This is a genomic window from Cellulophaga omnivescoria (assembly GCF_027915275.1).
GTDB lineage: Bacteria > Bacteroidota > Bacteroidia > Flavobacteriales > Flavobacteriaceae > Cellulophaga > Cellulophaga omnivescoria.
In genome coordinates this window covers 1,345,890-1,360,556 of the sequence record NZ_CP115819.1, presented here as the reverse complement: position 1 = coordinate 1,360,556, position 14,667 = coordinate 1,345,890, and the positions used below count along the sequence as shown (strand labels likewise).

At 30.9% G+C, this 14,667-nt stretch carries 11 protein-coding genes; 7 read left to right on the top strand and 4 right to left on the bottom strand.

Features of this window, described 5'->3' with window-relative positions; translation table 11 throughout:
- The first annotated feature begins 7 nt into the window (after positions 1-7).
- The 4 genes from PBN93_RS06050 to PBN93_RS06035 are packed head-to-tail and all read left to right on the top strand — an operon-like array spanning position 8 to position 3,247.
- On the top strand, positions 8-1,141 hold the full coding sequence (locus PBN93_RS06050) for an FIST signal transduction protein (protein ID WP_077404172.1): 1,134 nt from the start codon (positions 8-10) through the stop codon (positions 1,139-1,141).
- A complete protein-coding gene (locus PBN93_RS06045; protein ID WP_271081676.1) occupies positions 1,141-2,202 on the top strand; it encodes an ATP-binding protein in 1,062 nt (353 codons plus the stop codon). Before PBN93_RS06050 ends, PBN93_RS06045 begins: the two co-directional genes overlap by 1 nt.
- A 1-nt stretch (position 2,203) precedes the next feature.
- On the top strand, positions 2,204-2,521 hold the full coding sequence (locus tag PBN93_RS06040; protein ID WP_077404166.1) for a histidine kinase: 318 nt from the start codon (positions 2,204-2,206) through the stop codon (positions 2,519-2,521).
- Between the two features lie 3 nt (positions 2,522-2,524).
- Positions 2,525-3,247, top strand: coding sequence for a LytR/AlgR family response regulator transcription factor (locus PBN93_RS06035; RefSeq protein WP_271081675.1), 723 nt, complete (start codon positions 2,525-2,527; stop codon positions 3,245-3,247).
- Positions 3,248-3,295: 48 nt separating this feature from the next.
- Here PBN93_RS06035 and PBN93_RS06030 read toward each other — a convergent pair whose 3' ends face one another.
- Entirely contained in the window at positions 3,296-5,368 is a 2,073-nt protein-coding gene (locus tag PBN93_RS06030; protein ID WP_271081674.1) for a tetratricopeptide repeat protein, read from the bottom strand.
- Between the two features lie 226 nt (positions 5,369-5,594).
- Between PBN93_RS06030 and PBN93_RS06025 the strand changes: the two genes are divergently transcribed.
- The 3 genes from PBN93_RS06025 (at position 5,595) to PBN93_RS06015 (ending at position 8,697) form a co-directional block, all read left to right on the top strand.
- Positions 5,595-5,897: an STAS domain-containing protein gene (locus tag PBN93_RS06025; protein ID WP_077404157.1), complete on the top strand. Its 303-nt coding sequence runs from the start codon at positions 5,595-5,597 to the stop codon at positions 5,895-5,897.
- A complete protein-coding gene (locus PBN93_RS06020) occupies positions 5,884-7,119 on the top strand; it encodes an oligosaccharide flippase family protein (RefSeq protein WP_077404154.1) in 1,236 nt (411 codons plus the stop codon). Before PBN93_RS06025 ends, PBN93_RS06020 begins: the two co-directional genes overlap by 14 nt.
- Positions 7,120-7,425: 306 nt before the next feature.
- Complete coding sequence (locus tag PBN93_RS06015; RefSeq protein WP_077404151.1) at positions 7,426-8,697, top strand: glycosyltransferase; 1,272 nt, start codon at positions 7,426-7,428, stop codon at positions 8,695-8,697.
- A gap of 54 nt (positions 8,698-8,751) precedes the next feature.
- Here PBN93_RS06015 and PBN93_RS06010 read toward each other — a convergent pair whose 3' ends face one another.
- The 3 genes from PBN93_RS06010 to PBN93_RS06000 are packed head-to-tail and all read right to left on the bottom strand — an operon-like array spanning position 8,752 to position 14,590.
- A complete protein-coding gene (locus PBN93_RS06010; RefSeq protein ID WP_077404148.1) occupies positions 8,752-10,275 on the bottom strand; it encodes a glycoside hydrolase family 2 TIM barrel-domain containing protein in 1,524 nt (507 codons plus the stop codon).
- Positions 10,272-11,501 (bottom strand): Ig-like domain-containing protein, encoded by a 1,230-nt coding sequence (locus PBN93_RS06005; protein WP_077404145.1) that lies wholly within the window; start codon positions 11,499-11,501, stop codon positions 10,272-10,274. The genes PBN93_RS06010 and PBN93_RS06005 overlap by 4 nt, the downstream gene beginning before the upstream one ends.
- Before the next feature lie 2 nt (positions 11,502-11,503).
- Positions 11,504-14,590 (bottom strand): hypothetical protein, encoded by a 3,087-nt coding sequence (locus tag PBN93_RS06000; protein ID WP_271081673.1) that lies wholly within the window; start codon positions 14,588-14,590, stop codon positions 11,504-11,506.
- Positions 14,591-14,667: the final 77 nt, after the last annotated feature.

The window sequence follows — 14,667 nt, the reverse complement described above, 5'->3', positions numbered from 1 at the left end:
TTTAGTTATGAAAATAGTACAAGCAAAAAAAGAAAAAGGCGCAAATTTTATTTTTATAACCGATAAAAAAAAATTGGAAAATCCTTTAGTTTTAGTCTTCGGTAATAGGTTATTACTAGAAGAAGAAAACCTATATGAAGAAATTAAAGAAATGTTTCCTAACGGAAATATTGTTTTTGGGAGTACTTCAGGAGAAATAGTTGGAGATAAAGTGTGGGAAAATACTATAGTTTTAACTGCCATAGAGTTTGAAAAATCTTCTTATTTGGTAAAAAGTAAAAACGTTAAAGATTTTAATTATAATGAGCTAGACTTAGGGTCTAACCTAATTGAAGAGTTTCCTAAAAAAGATTTAAAACACATTTATATAATTTCTGAAGGAAGTACGGTAAATGGCAGTGCTTTAATAGAAGGAATAGAAAAGGAAAAACACATAACTATTGGTTTGTCTGGTGGTTTGTGCGGAGATGATGACAGGTTTGAGAAAACACTTGTATCTTACAACAGCAAACCTAAAGAAGGCGAAATTGTGGCTATAGGTTTTTATGGTAAAACATTAGAGATTACTAGCGCAAATTATGGTGGCTGGACCGGCTTTGGTCCAGAACGTATTATAACCAAATCTAAAGGTAATATTTTATATGAACTAGACGGTAAACCAGCATTAGACCTTTATAAAAAGTATTTAGGAGATAAAGCTAAGGAGTTACCAAAATCTGCATTATTATATCCATTAAGTGTTAAAACTAATGATGACGCACAGCCCATTGTGCGCACTATTTTAAATATAGATGAAGACACAAATACAATGATATTAGCTGGTGATGTTCCGCAAGGTTCTACAGTACAATTAATGATGTCTACTGTAGATGATATTGCAGAAGGAGCAAGTATTGCAGCAAAATATGCTACTAGAAATAGAGAACATACTGCGCAATTAGCATTACTAGTAAGTTGTATTGGTCGTAAACTAGTTATGGACCAAAGAACTGAAGAAGAGGTAGAAGAAGTTCTAGATGTAATAGGCAATCAGGCTAAAATTATAGGGTATTACTCTTACGGAGAAATGGCTCCTTTTGAGGGTAACAATGCGTGTATGTTGCACAACCAAACAATGACTTTAACTTTAATAAGCGAGTAATGCATTCACTTTTAAAAAGACAAATACGTAAAAATTTGCCAGAGGAGTTAAAAGGTAATCCTAATTTAGAAAAGCTTTTTAATGCAATTGAAAAGTCTTACGATGATTATGATGATAAAATTGCAATGATACAGCGTGCAACTACCATAAGCGCACAAGAGTTAAAGGCTGCAAATATAGAATTAGCACAAGAAGCACAACAACAAAAAAAAACATTACAAGCCTTAGAGCAAGCAGTTAATAGTCTTAACTTAAATTTAGATAACGCAGAAAATATAGTACATTCTAAAAAAAATATAGTTAGTGCACAAAAATTAGCTCAGCATATTAGTAAACAAGCAGAGTATATTGCTCAAGTAACTAAAGAAAAAGATAAATTAGTTAAAGACTTAGAGGAGCAAAATAAATCTTTAAACAATTACGCCCACGTAGTTTCCCATGATCTTAAGTCTCCTATGCGTAATATTAATACGCTTATGAGTTGGATTGTAGAAGAGGAAAAACACAAGTTTACAGTAGATAGTCTTAATAATTGCGATTTAATATCTCAAAACCTGGTAAAAATGGATAATCTTGTTAGTGGTATTTTAAAGCATGCAACAATAGGTAACAATGAAGAGTCTAAAAGCAACGTAGATATTTCATCACTTTTAAAAGAGATAAAAAGCACTATTTATATCCCTAAAAACGTTACTGTAAAAGTAGCAGAAAATTTACCTACCTTATTTTTAGATAAATATAGATTAGAGCAACTTTTCATGAACCTACTAACTAATGCCATTAAGGCAACAGAGCATCTAGAACGCGGTATTGTTACTGTAGATGTTACAGATAGTGATAATTTTTGGCAATTTAGTATTACCGATAACGGAAAGGGAATACCAGAAAAATATTTAAATAAAATATTTGAAATGTTTGAAAAGTTAGATAATGATGTAGAATCTAACGGAATAGGCTTGGCATTAGTAGAAAAAATTGTAACTTTCTATGGAGGTAAAATTTGGGTAGACTCCAAAGAGAATAAAGGAACAATATTTTATTTTACCATAAAAAAAGACTAATATGGAGCAGCCCAACCTAAATTACGTACATAAACTAGCAGATGGTAATACCGAATTTTTAAATCAATTTATAAGTATTATTAAAAGTGAGTTTCCAGATGAAAACCAAACATATATTAATGCTATTATGGCTAAAGACAATAAAGCCTCTGCAGAAATAGTACATAAATTAAAACATAAATTTAATATTCTTGGTTTAGAAAAGGCGTACGGTTTAGCAGTAACTTATGAAGAACAACTGTTAAAAGGTACTTATGATTTACATGATGAATTTAAATTGATTTTAGAAAGAATAACAACCTACCTAAAAACCATTTAAACTATGAATTGTATTATAGTAGACGACGAGGCAACAGCTAGGTTAATAGTTGCACAGCTTTGCTCTAACGTAAAAGAGTTAGAGGTTATAGACGCTTTTGGAAGTGCAATGGAGGCCATTAAATTTTTAAACCAGAATACAGTAGATGTTATTTTTTTAGATATACATATGCCAGGTTTTAGTGGTTTTGATTTTGTACAAACATTAAAAAATCCGCCAAAAATTGTTTTAACAACCTCAGATACTAATTTTGCTATTGAAGCATATGAATACGAGGCAATTGTAGATTATTTAGTAAAACCAGTAACTCAAGATCGTTTTAATAAATCTATACAAAAAGTAAAAGCTGCACTTGCAAAATCCCCAGAACCAGAAACGGTTTCTAATAACACTACTACTAATAATAGCTCTTTAGGTGAAGAGCTTTATATTAATATAGATAGGCGTTTAATAAAAATTAACTTTAATGATATACAACTTATTGAAGCTAAAGGAGATTATATAGAGGTTAAAACAACAAAGGAAAACTACAGAGTGCGCAATACCTTAAAAAAAATTAAGGATAAGTTACCAGAAAAATTATTTTTACAAATACATAGGTCTTACATAATTAACTTTACTAAAATTGTAGATATAGAAGACAATAGTGTGCTTATTGAAAAAAATGTAGTACCCATTAGTAGATCTAACAGACCAGAATTAATGAGAAGATTAAACCTTTTATAAGTTTAAATACGAGTTAAAAGTTTGCCCTAAAAGTTTTTAGGGCTTTTTTTATTTTATGTTATATTGTTTTTTTAGTTTATCTAAAAACAAAGGCTTTTTTGTTAAATAGTATTTTAGCTTAATACCAACTTCCGTAAACTCAAATCCAGCAGCTGTAGCAGAAGCAATATTACTGTATTTACCATATACGTCACCAATAAACCTCTCCGAAAATTTATGCGTTAAACCAGCTTCTGCTCTAAAAAGCGAACTGGCATCTTGTTCCTCTACATACTGTAAACCTGTTGCGGCACTAGCAAAGTAATTTGTTTTTTCATTTATTTTGCCTCTAACATCTCCAAAAAGTTCAAAAGCTTTATATGTTTCTGGACTAAAGTAAATTAACGGTAATTGGTCTTTAAATGTTAAGTATTGGTAGTTTACTCCAAATTTTAAAGCTGGTTTTTTTAACACATTGTAGTATAAAGAGGTAAAAAGTAAGTTTCTCTCATTATTATCTGTTTGTTGTGTATGTATAAATTGTGTATACCAACCTAGGTTAAAATTTGTGCTTAAATTATATACTAAACTATAGTGGTTCATTACAATTTCTCTTTCAATAAGTTCTGCGTTAAAGCTTTGCACTTCTCTTTGGTAACCCAAATCTAAACTTAGAAAAGACAAAGGCTTAGTCTGTAATTTTGCTTGCAGTATAGGTTGGGTATAAGATGTGCTAGAAAACCTAGAATTATTAAACCCTGCGGAAGCTAATAAATTAGTTTTAGGCATTAACTTATACTCAACATCTGCTTGTACTAAATGTGCTGTTGCTTTATTTTTTGTGGTGGTATTTTCCGTAGTTCTATATTGGTAAGATACTGTTGTTTTAAATTTTGTAGACAACGGTACTATGGCAGATGTTTTTAAAGAAATAGCAGTGTTATCGCCATTATCAAATGTGTAGCTAAGCTGTTGTTCTGCAAATGGAGTGTAATTTTTATTTAATTTTTTTATAAGCCCAGTAGCATCTTTCTGTTTCGGAAAAATTTCTAATGTTTTATAAGTTGTAACATATGCAGGTACAATTTTATCAGAAGCAAATAAAGCATTTGCTTTACCTAAGTTACCATCAAAAGAAGTACTGTCATTAGATAGTATAGCATTATAGTTAGTAATACTTGTTTTAAATTTTGACGTATACATACCCAATGTTGCTTTTAAAGACCGTACCCAATTTCGGTTTGGATATTTTTCTTCTAATATTTCAATCTCTTTTCTGGCAGTTAAAAATTTATTATTCCAAATTAGGGCTTGTACATATCGCTCACTACTTTTCTCTATAAGTTCAAAATCATCAAGATTTGTTGCTTTTTGTTTGGCGTTAATTGCTGTCTCTAGTGCTATTTTATCTTTTTCACCAATATGTTCTGATAATGCAATACCAATTAAAGCTGTAACCGTATCTTTTGGCGTTTTTGCATATTGGTAATATGTGCTTTTTGCTTTATTTACTTCTTTGGTAATTAAGTAAATATTAGCCAAATTAAGTAGTGCATCCTTATCATCCTTAAAATCTTTAAGAATTTCTTTTAATAAAATTTCTCCTTTTTTATAATTTTGGTTATTAACATAGTAATTGGCGTAACCAAGCTTAATATATTTTTTAGATACTTTGGCACTATTATTATCTGGATCTACCTCTATAGCCTTATTAACCCACTTTAAAGCCTCTTTATATTCTTTTAAATTACTTAAGGTATTGGCATAACCTAGTATTGCGGCAAAATTTTCAGGGTTATTTTTAACTAAATCTGAGTAAAGAGGTTTGGCCTCTTTAAACTCATTAGACCATAAAAAAGATTCATAATAATTTATTTGCACCTCAAAATCATTAGGGTGCTTTTCTAATAGCCCCTTAAATATGGTATTAGCAACCTTAGGCTCTCCGCTTAAACCTACAGCTCTACCATAACAAATTAATATTGTTTTGTTTGTAGGGTTTGCTTCTGCTAATGGTTTAAAAAAAGTTTTAGCCTCTTTAAAATTACCCTTTTCTAGCATTTTAAAACCAGGAGTTAGATCTTCTTGGGCATTAACAGTTACGGTTGCAAAAAGCAATAAATACATTATAAATTTCTTCATTATAAAAATGGTAGGGTTAGTACTACACTAATATAACGCATACAATCTGTATTTATTAGGCTTTTGGAATTTAATTATGAGGGAGTTACAAATTTAATTTAAAGATTAAAACTTACCATTCGTCTACAGTAAATAACCAACCGTCTACACTGGGCACTTTTTCCTTTTTTAATAAAAGATATTTGCTGTAACAAATCATGTAAACTTAACCTAAAACCCCAATATTATGGCATTACGTATAAATCAAATTAACAATTTTATGGAAGTAAAGGGCAACCTTAACTCTCAGAATATGAAAACACTTAAAAGCCATATAGACTATTACCTAAAAGGTAATGAAAAATTAATTTTATCTCTAGACAGTGTAACCAACATAATGTACTCTAGCGCAAAGCAGTTAGAGCAGTTGTACGTTAAAGTTGCAAAAAACAACAAAGTATTAGCTATTGTTGGACAGGAGAATAAAAAAATTGCTTCTATTATGGAAATGTCTAACACATCTTATATCTTAAGCAATGACCGCGTTTAGTTTTGTAAATAAAAAAATAACTCCAGAACAAATTTTTATGACAAGTGTACTTGTTGTAAATGGAGGTAACTACCTATATAATTTAGTACTAGGACGTATGTTAGGGCCAGCTGCTTTTGCAGATGCTGCATTACTAATAACATTATTGTTAGTGCTTTCTTTTGTAGGAATGACTTTTCAATTGGTGACTACTAAATTTAATATTTTATTTACTGGCAACCAATGGAAGGCTTTTGAAAATTACATGCAGAAATATGCAGTTATTTTTGGTGTTGCCATAGGAGCATTATTATTTTTATTTGCAAATAATTTACAGCAGTTATTTAATACAGAATCTGTAGCAATGTTTAGAGTATTTGCTGTAGGTATTCCTCTTTATTTTGTAATGTCTATAAAAAGAGGTAAGTACCAAGGAAAACAAAATTATACTAATTTATCTGTAACATATCAATCTGAAATGTGGAGCAGATTGTTAGTTACATTGGCTTTGCTATTATTGGTGCCAATGAACTCAGCTTTTTTAGTAGCTGTGGGTATAGTTGTCTCTTTTGTTTTTGGGTTAATGCCAATAAAATTTAAAAAAATATCTTTTGCAGCATCTAAGATTTTAACCTCAGAAAATAAAAAGAAAGTTACCACATTTATACTGCTTACAGCTGGTTATGAGCTTACACAAATTATTATAAATAATAGTGATGTGTTACTTGTAAAGCATTATTTTAATTCTTTAGATGCAGGACTTTACGCATCTTTAGCTTTAATAGGTAGAGTTGTGTACTTTGTAGCTTGGATGTTTGTAATGTTACTGTTGCCAGCAGTAATAGAAAAACGTAAAGAAGGAAAACGAACAGCTCCTGTTTTATTTAAATATGTAGGTTATATTAGCTTATTATCTGTAACTATAGTTGCCGTATGTTACCTTTTTCCAGAAACAATTATAACACTAATGTTTGGAGATGCATATTTATCAATGTCATCATTATTATGGCAATACGCACTAGCAACATCACTTTTTGCTATCTCTAATATTTTTGCTTACTATTTTTTATCTCTAGACTATTATGTGCCTGTAATATTATCAGGTGTGTTAGGGTTATCACAAATAGGACTAATAGTATTTTTTCATAGCAGTTTAGCTATGGTAGTACAATTACAAATTATAGTAATGTTAGCATTACTTTTTGCACAACTACTTTATTTTTCATCAAAAAGAAACATATAAAACTTACTTTTAATTTGGTTAGCATTCCCCCCAATTAAAGGCCTAAAACTTTTTAAGTTTTAGGCCTTTTGCCTTTAATAAAACCTCACATTTTTGTACGAATTTAGCTTCGTTTTTTTAACCGTAAATCAACAGTGTTTCTTTTATGGGTGTTAATCTATTTTTGTTAAAAAAACGTTAATCGCAGGGTGCTTTCCATTCGTCTACAGTAATTGGTATTTTACCTCTAAACAGCTATTAAATAAGGCTTTAAGACGGATATTTGTATAACAATTTATCCCAAATAAATTATTAAAACTTAACCTTATGAAATTAGCAATTGTAACAGCGTACCCACCAAGTAAAGTAACTTTAACAGAATACGGATACCACTTGGTAAAACATTTTAGACTACAAAAAGAAGTAACAGAAATAGTCTTAATTACAGACAAAACCAAAGAAGCAAAAGACCTTTCTTTTACAGAAGAAGGCTGTAAAATTACAGTTAAAGAATGTTGGAGTTTTAATAGCTACAAAAATGTTTTTGGTATCATGGGCGCAATTGCAGACACTAAGCCAGACGCAGTGTTGTTTAACCTTCAGTTTTTAAAATTTGGAGATAAAAAAGTACCAGCTGCGTTAGGTTTAATGTTACCATTAATTTGCAAATTAAAGGGTATACCAACAATATCTTTATTACACAATATTTTGGAGCAGGTAGATTTAGAAAATGCAGGAATAACCAAAAGCAGTTTTCTTAAAAAGGCATACAATTTTATTGGAGCTACATTAACTAAAGTAATTTTAGGATCAGATATTTTGGCGGTAACAATTAGTAAATATAAAACTATTTTAGAGGGTAAGTATAACTCTAGAAATGTCGCTTTAATTCCTCACGGAGCTTTTGAAACACCACCAGAACCAACATATGAATTACCAAAAGGACCTAAGCAAGTTATGGCTTTTGGAAAATTTGGAACTTATAAAAAAGTAGAAATTTTAATAGACGCAGTAGAAATTATTCGTAAGCGTACAAAACAAGATATAGAGATTGTAATAGCAGGTACAGATAGCCCAAACACACCAGGTTATTTAAATGAAGTGAGCAAAAAATATGAACACGTAGATCAACTAAGATTTACTGGTTATGTTGCAGAAGAGGATGTACCTGTTATTTTTAATGAAAGTGCTGTTGTTGTTTTTCCTTATACATCAACAACAGGTAGCTCTGGTGTTTTACACCAAGCAGGTAGTTATGGTAAAGCAGTTGCGTTACCAGACTTAGGAGACTTAAGTATATTAGTTAAGGAAGAAGGATATAAAGGTGAGTTTTTTGAGCCAGAAAGTGCAGAATCTTTAGCAGATGCAATAGAAAATATTATCACTTATGATGATTACCGTGAACAGTTAAGTAAAGCAAACTATAAAGCGGCTTGTTCTTTACCAATGTCTGATATTACACAAATGTATGTAGATTATTTTGCAGCAATACAAATGGCTAAATCAGGTAGCATAAGTATTGATACTATTATAGCAGAAAGAGAAAAAGAAAGAGAGATGGAGAAAGAAAGAGAAGCAGTAGAGCTTTTAGTAAAATAAATTATGGTGAGGTTAAGCCAAAAAAGGGGAACAGTATGGTTAGCTGTTTCCCTTTTACTTTTTTGGTTTAATATATTTTAAGGCTTCTTTAGGTTGGCCATCTGTTGTGTACAACCCAAAATGTTTTTGCTGGTTTTTTCGCCATGGTAACCTGCCTACTACTGCCGTTGGTATGGTTTCAAAATCATACAATGTCCATAATACAAAAGGAATATTTTCTTGCTCTATATACAATTGCATTTCTTTATAATAATTAGCTTGTTCATCTTTAGAGCCAGTGTATAAATTCCAAAAACCGCTGTAGGAGGAATAACCATATTCTTGTAAAACCAAATCTTTACCTTTTGCTTTACTTTTTAGCAAACTAAATGATTTTAAAAAATCCTTAGGTTCTTTGTAGTAATGAAAAGATATTATATCTACTTCATCAACTAAGTTTTCTGCGGCTTCTGTGCTAGACCATCCTATGGTAATATCTGTTTTAGTATCCCACTTTCTTATGTTTTTAATCATTTCTTTAAGCCAGGCAATTACTTTTAATTTTCCTCTAGATTCAAAATCTAAATCTGGTTCGTTTTTAATATCCCAAGCAACTAAAGCTGGGTGTTCTTTAAGTGTATTTACAATTTGTTCTGCATGCCTATGATTTAAGGTCCAGTCCTGTACATCATAATTACCATAAAAATCAAAAAGAGTAACAATTACATTTAGTTTGTGTTTTTCTGCTATATCTAAAGTTTGCTTTAATTGCATTAATTTTTTTTGGTCTACTGTAGCTTTTCCAAAGGTTTCATAGGGAACAAAAATGCGTATTGTATTTAATTTTAACTCTTGTATTAAGGCAAAATCTTTTTCTATTATTTTACTGTTAAAAGTTTGTCCAAACATATCCCAAGGTGTATTTTTTGGGTAATAATTTACACCAGAAGCTATAGTTTTATTGTGTTGCTGTTTTGTGGGCTGTACAGTGTTATTTTTGGTGTCTTTGTTAATTTCTACTAAATGCCTAATGCGCCAAAAACCATCTTCTAAAAGCATCATAACTTTATAACTAGGTGTACTGTAAAATGTACTTATTAAGTTATTGTTACTGTAAACCTCGTTATATTGTTCTACATTATTATCTGTAAACACTACTAGTTTACCATCTGCGCTATAAAAATCTATGGTAGGGTTATGTTGTATAGATGTGGTAACCAATGTAATTCCGTTTTTAGCGTTTAGTTTAATAATACTATCTAATTTAGCTCTGGCACTAGTGGTAAAAAAATCATCTACACCATACATATTATTACTTGCTAAAGCAATATTGCGCACGTTCCAAGCATTTTTGTAATCTTCTTCTATAGTTTGTAATGTTTGGTCTTCAATTTCTCTACCTTCATTAGTGGTGTTATACCATATAATTTTTGGGGTATACGTTTCTTCAAAATTTTGCTCAATATGTAAAATAGAAGTCCTTTCTGCCCCTGTATTTAAGTAAGCTAATATTGCGCTAATGCCAATTAATACTAAGCCATTTAAGGCCACAAAAGACAGTAATAAAAGTGCTCTATATATTGTTTTATTTATCTTCATTTTAGCATTATTACTTTGTTTTTAATAATTCCGGCAGCTTCAATTTTAATATTGTAAGTTCCTTCTTTATAAAAGTTTTCATCAAAATTAAACTTGGCAATACCTTTTAAACTTGTGGTCTTAATTGTATTTAGTAATTTGCCGTCTTTTGTATAAATACATACAGTTACGGTTAACCCATCTGGCACAAATTGTTGCATAAAACTTTCTATTGGGCCTATGGTAATTATTCTGTTGTTGGTAGATAACTGTATCTTATAGTCTTTTATTGCGGAACTAAAATCTACCATAATTGGGTCACTTTTTGCGGCTCCTGTAACATAGGCAGTAACTGTCCAAGACTCCTTTTTAGAAGGGTGTAGTAGTTTTGCTATGGCAACACCATTTATAGTTGTACCATTGGTTTGTAACAAGTTTCCCATACTGTCTTTAACCGTAAATAACACCAAAGTACCATCACTAACTACATTGCCGTGGTTGTCTTTTATTGTAGATGTTGTAAATGTTATAATTTGGTTACCATCTGCATATTTATGATTTCTACTGTAGTCTACTGTAAAGTTAGATGCGTTGTCTGGTAAAATTACAGTGGTCAATTCCTTAGATTTTGTACTGTCTACCAAAGATGTAATTAATATGCGACCTGTTTTTTGAGGAGAAAAAATGTTGGTCCAAGCCACTAAATTTTTAACTCTTAAAGTGTCAGTTATAACTTCTTTTTTAAATTGATGTTTAATAGCCACCTTAGTACCTGTTTGTAAAGGATTATCAAACCTATCTGTGGGTGCGTTTACAAGCATAGAAAAATCTTTTCCTCCGGCTACAATACTTCTTGGTCCTAAATAGGTTTCTAGTTTTGGGTAGTTGTTAGTTTCTGGCGTTATGTTAAGTGTGCCTTGCAATTTTGTGCTGTTATCTAAAACCAATAACCACTTTAAATTACCTACTATTTTGGTGAAATTTGATGGTATTTTATAAGTTAGTTTAGTGCTGTTTAGTTTTGGTTTTATGGCAGTTATGCCATAGGCATTTTTTAAAACTAAAATGGCATTATTTTGTTGGTTAGTACTAAATTCTAAAGAGATAGAATCTGAAACGGTATAGTTTTTTTTAGATGTTATAAGGGTAAAAGCTACGTTTTTGGTATTTTGTTTTTTGGGTGTCTCTTTTTTGCCGCAGCTAATGCAGAAAAGAAATAATAATATTATGTAAATGTAATTTTTCAAGCTTATTTTGGGTTGCCAATGTAACTATTAACTTCTAATCTTATAAAATTATAACCATCTCCTTTTTGTTCTTGCAATTGTTCAAACATATGGTTGTGTTTTCTGTCAGGAAACATTTTTTTAGCTATTTCTATGTTAGGAGAGCCGTTTACAAAACAATTTGTCATATCATCACTAATAACTTTTAAATTACTAAGGTTTAGCAGGTTATAATTAAAATGTTGTTTTCGTTGTATACGTACACCTTCAGATAAAAAATTATGATCTACCCACACTAGTTTTTTGTTATTATCATAATAAGAAATTAGTAGTTGAGGTATAGTAACTTCTTGCACACCAGAATTAAAAAGTGTACCGTTCATTGTGGTATTTGTAAAGTTTAATTCTTGCACAGATAATTTTTTATATAAATCTGTATTGGCAACGTTGCCGGCGCATTGTAAATTAAACTTTGTTGGTATTTCATCTAAATTAATAGGTGTAAACTCATCCGGATTAAATGTTGGAGGTAACGTATCTTTTGTAGAGGACCAGGCAATACCTTCAAAATTAATTTTAAAAGCAGTAATTTCTTTTGGCATTAGCTTGTGCTTAATATTGTCTTTAGCGTTATAATTGGCTAATTCTTTATTTTCATCATTGTAAAGAGTTCCTTTTATAACAACATCAGAAGGCACATTGTCTACGTTTTGTATTTGTCCAATAATACTATACCTGCCGTTGTATTTTATAAGTTTAGCGGTTAATACTTCTAAAACAGGTTGCTTTAATACATCTTCATGGTGTGTTTGTTCTGTTGTTATTTTACGTCTACCATGGTTAAAAAAAGTGGTAGCGTTGTCTGTAAACAATTGGTCTGGAGGTAAATCGTTATCTAATTTAGAAACACTTAAATACCATTTATTCCTTTTCTTTTTTACGGTATGATAAAATGTTTTCTCTACAGCATCCAAAGGCGTAATCCACCTGGTATCTACTTTTACTTTTGCACTTTTCTCTGTTTTATTTACGTATGAAATTCCAATTGAATCTAACTTGGCATAAGAACTTAGAATACCGTCTGTAACAGAAATTTCTAACATATACTGAGATAGGCTAACACCATCATCTGGGTTAATGTATGAATAAGCCCTTTCAAACTCTTTAAAATCTACAGCGTCATAATAGGCAGTAACTACATTTTTGGCCGATAATTGCGTGCTGTTTTCTACATAAAATAAATATCCGCCATAAGACAAACAAACCATAACAATAAATGCCCAAAAATGGTTAATAGTTACTAAGCCACTAGAGAATTTTGTGTATTCTATTTTATACTTTAAATAAGACGGTAACGCTAGTTTTTTAGACTTTAAGGTTCTATACCATACCATTTGTATATTAATAATAAATGCAAGTAAAATGGTTAAAACCGGTATAGTACTCCACATTATTTTTAAAAAGGTTGGTACATCTTCTTTGGGTATAATTGCGGGTATAGGTGGCACATTTAGTTTTTCCCAAACCATAATACCATTTTCTAACTGTTGCAAACGTTGCCAGCCAGAAAAGTATAGTATGGGATCATAAAATTTATCGTTAGAAAAAATATACTTTAAATTGTATTTTTCTGGTACCGTTAAAAATTGCTGTAAGGATCCAATACCTTCTACGCCTCTAAATTTTGAGTTTTCTAAACGTTCTATAGCTCTTGTTGTTAGCTCTGGGAGTCGCCGTGCAGAGTGGTAATTACCATCTACAGTCATTGCTTTTGTTTGTGCAGATAACCAAGCCATTTGGTCCCCAAAGCCAAGTGTTAAGTAACGCCAATGGTCATGCTGATCCTGATTTAAAAAATTTACAATAGGTAGCATTTTAATTTTTGCTGGTTGTGATGGTCTAAAATAGCCCAAACTCATTGTAAAAATTACCATAAATAATATGCCAACCATAAAAAAACCACCAACAATTCTGTGGTATACAGCTCCAAACCTTTTCTGGATATTGTTTTTTAAATCACCCTCAATCATTCTGTAAGCAAACTCTCCAAATATTGGCAGTGCCATAATTGTGGCCCAAAGAGTAAAACGGTCTAATGTTAAAATGTTAAAGGCAGTTTCTCCTAATAATTTTAAGGGTATTGGTGTTGTACCACCAGTACCTAAAATAGTTAACATAGTAAATGATAACCCAAAAAATAAGTAACGTTTACTGTAATATCTATAAAATATATACGGCAATATAAATAGCAATATGCCCCAAGGAATCATAAAAAATACCAAGCCAGAAGACAAAACCTCTAAAAAATTGTCTCTAGAGCCGTGCGGAATAGGAACTTGAGTTATAGGGTTTTTTTTAGAATTTACCCAGTATGGCAAAATACAGAATATAATTAGTAGTAGTGATGAAAACCCAAATACTACAATACGCCAAAATAGTTTTTTAAAAGCCCAAATAAATGTTTTTAAATGTATAGCCTTAGTATCTTTTACTTTGTCTTTGGCAGTATCCATTATGACCATACCAATAAGCGGAAATATAAAAAATACCATACCAAAAATTGGCGTAACATGATGAGAGGTAACTGTTACTGCTATTAATGATAAACTAGTAACTAAGTATCTAATTTTACCCTCTTTTATCCATAAATAAATTTCAGGTATACTGTGTAGTAGTATAGACAATCCCATAATACTAGGTAATTGTCCAAATATATGTAGGGTTTCTATAAATGTAGAAGAAAAAACAGCTAATAACGCAGTGTATCCAGCAACGCGCCTATTAGCAGTTATGAGCAACCCAAACCTGTAAGCACCAGTTATAAATAAAATAATTGCAAGCAGTGCAACTGTAAACATCCCAAACTTTAGGCCACCTATGTAAGATAAAAGACCTATTAATTGGTGTACTAAAGGGGGATAGGCTTGTACAGTAAAACCTGTGTACCACCTGTAATCCCAAGGCTCAAACCAACTATTAGCGTAGTGATCGGCAAAAAACAGGTGAATTAGAGCGTCATATGTATTTTCTAACGTAAAGAAAATACTAGACCCATGGAAAGCAACACCAACAATAAGAGCTAATATTAATAAAATATTGGTTCTCTTCATAAATTTAAACCTGTAAGAATATAAAACAAGATAAAGATAAGCATATTGTGGTATTATAAATAATGTATGTTAACTCA

Coding starts and splice junctions, on each gene's coding strand:
- PBN93_RS06010 (WP_077404148.1), bottom strand. CDS start 10,275: ATGAAGATAAATAAAACAATATATAGAGCACTTTTATTACTGTCTTTT.
- PBN93_RS06035 (WP_271081675.1), top strand. CDS start 2,525: ATGAATTGTATTATAGTAGACGACGAGGCAACAGCTAGGTTAATAGTT.
- PBN93_RS06020 (WP_077404154.1), top strand. CDS start 5,884: ATGACCGCGTTTAGTTTTGTAAATAAAAAAATAACTCCAGAACAAATT.
- PBN93_RS06030 (WP_271081674.1), bottom strand. CDS start 5,368: ATGAAGAAATTTATAATGTATTTATTGCTTTTTGCAACCGTAACTGTT.
- PBN93_RS06050 (WP_077404172.1), top strand. CDS start 8: ATGAAAATAGTACAAGCAAAAAAAGAAAAAGGCGCAAATTTTATTTTT.
- PBN93_RS06015 (WP_077404151.1), top strand. CDS start 7,426: ATGAAATTAGCAATTGTAACAGCGTACCCACCAAGTAAAGTAACTTTA.
- PBN93_RS06040 (WP_077404166.1), top strand. CDS start 2,204: ATGGAGCAGCCCAACCTAAATTACGTACATAAACTAGCAGATGGTAAT.
- PBN93_RS06045 (WP_271081676.1), top strand. CDS start 1,141: ATGCATTCACTTTTAAAAAGACAAATACGTAAAAATTTGCCAGAGGAG.
- PBN93_RS06025 (WP_077404157.1), top strand. CDS start 5,595: ATGGCATTACGTATAAATCAAATTAACAATTTTATGGAAGTAAAGGGC.
- PBN93_RS06000 (WP_271081673.1), bottom strand. CDS start 14,590: ATGAAGAGAACCAATATTTTATTAATATTAGCTCTTATTGTTGGTGTT.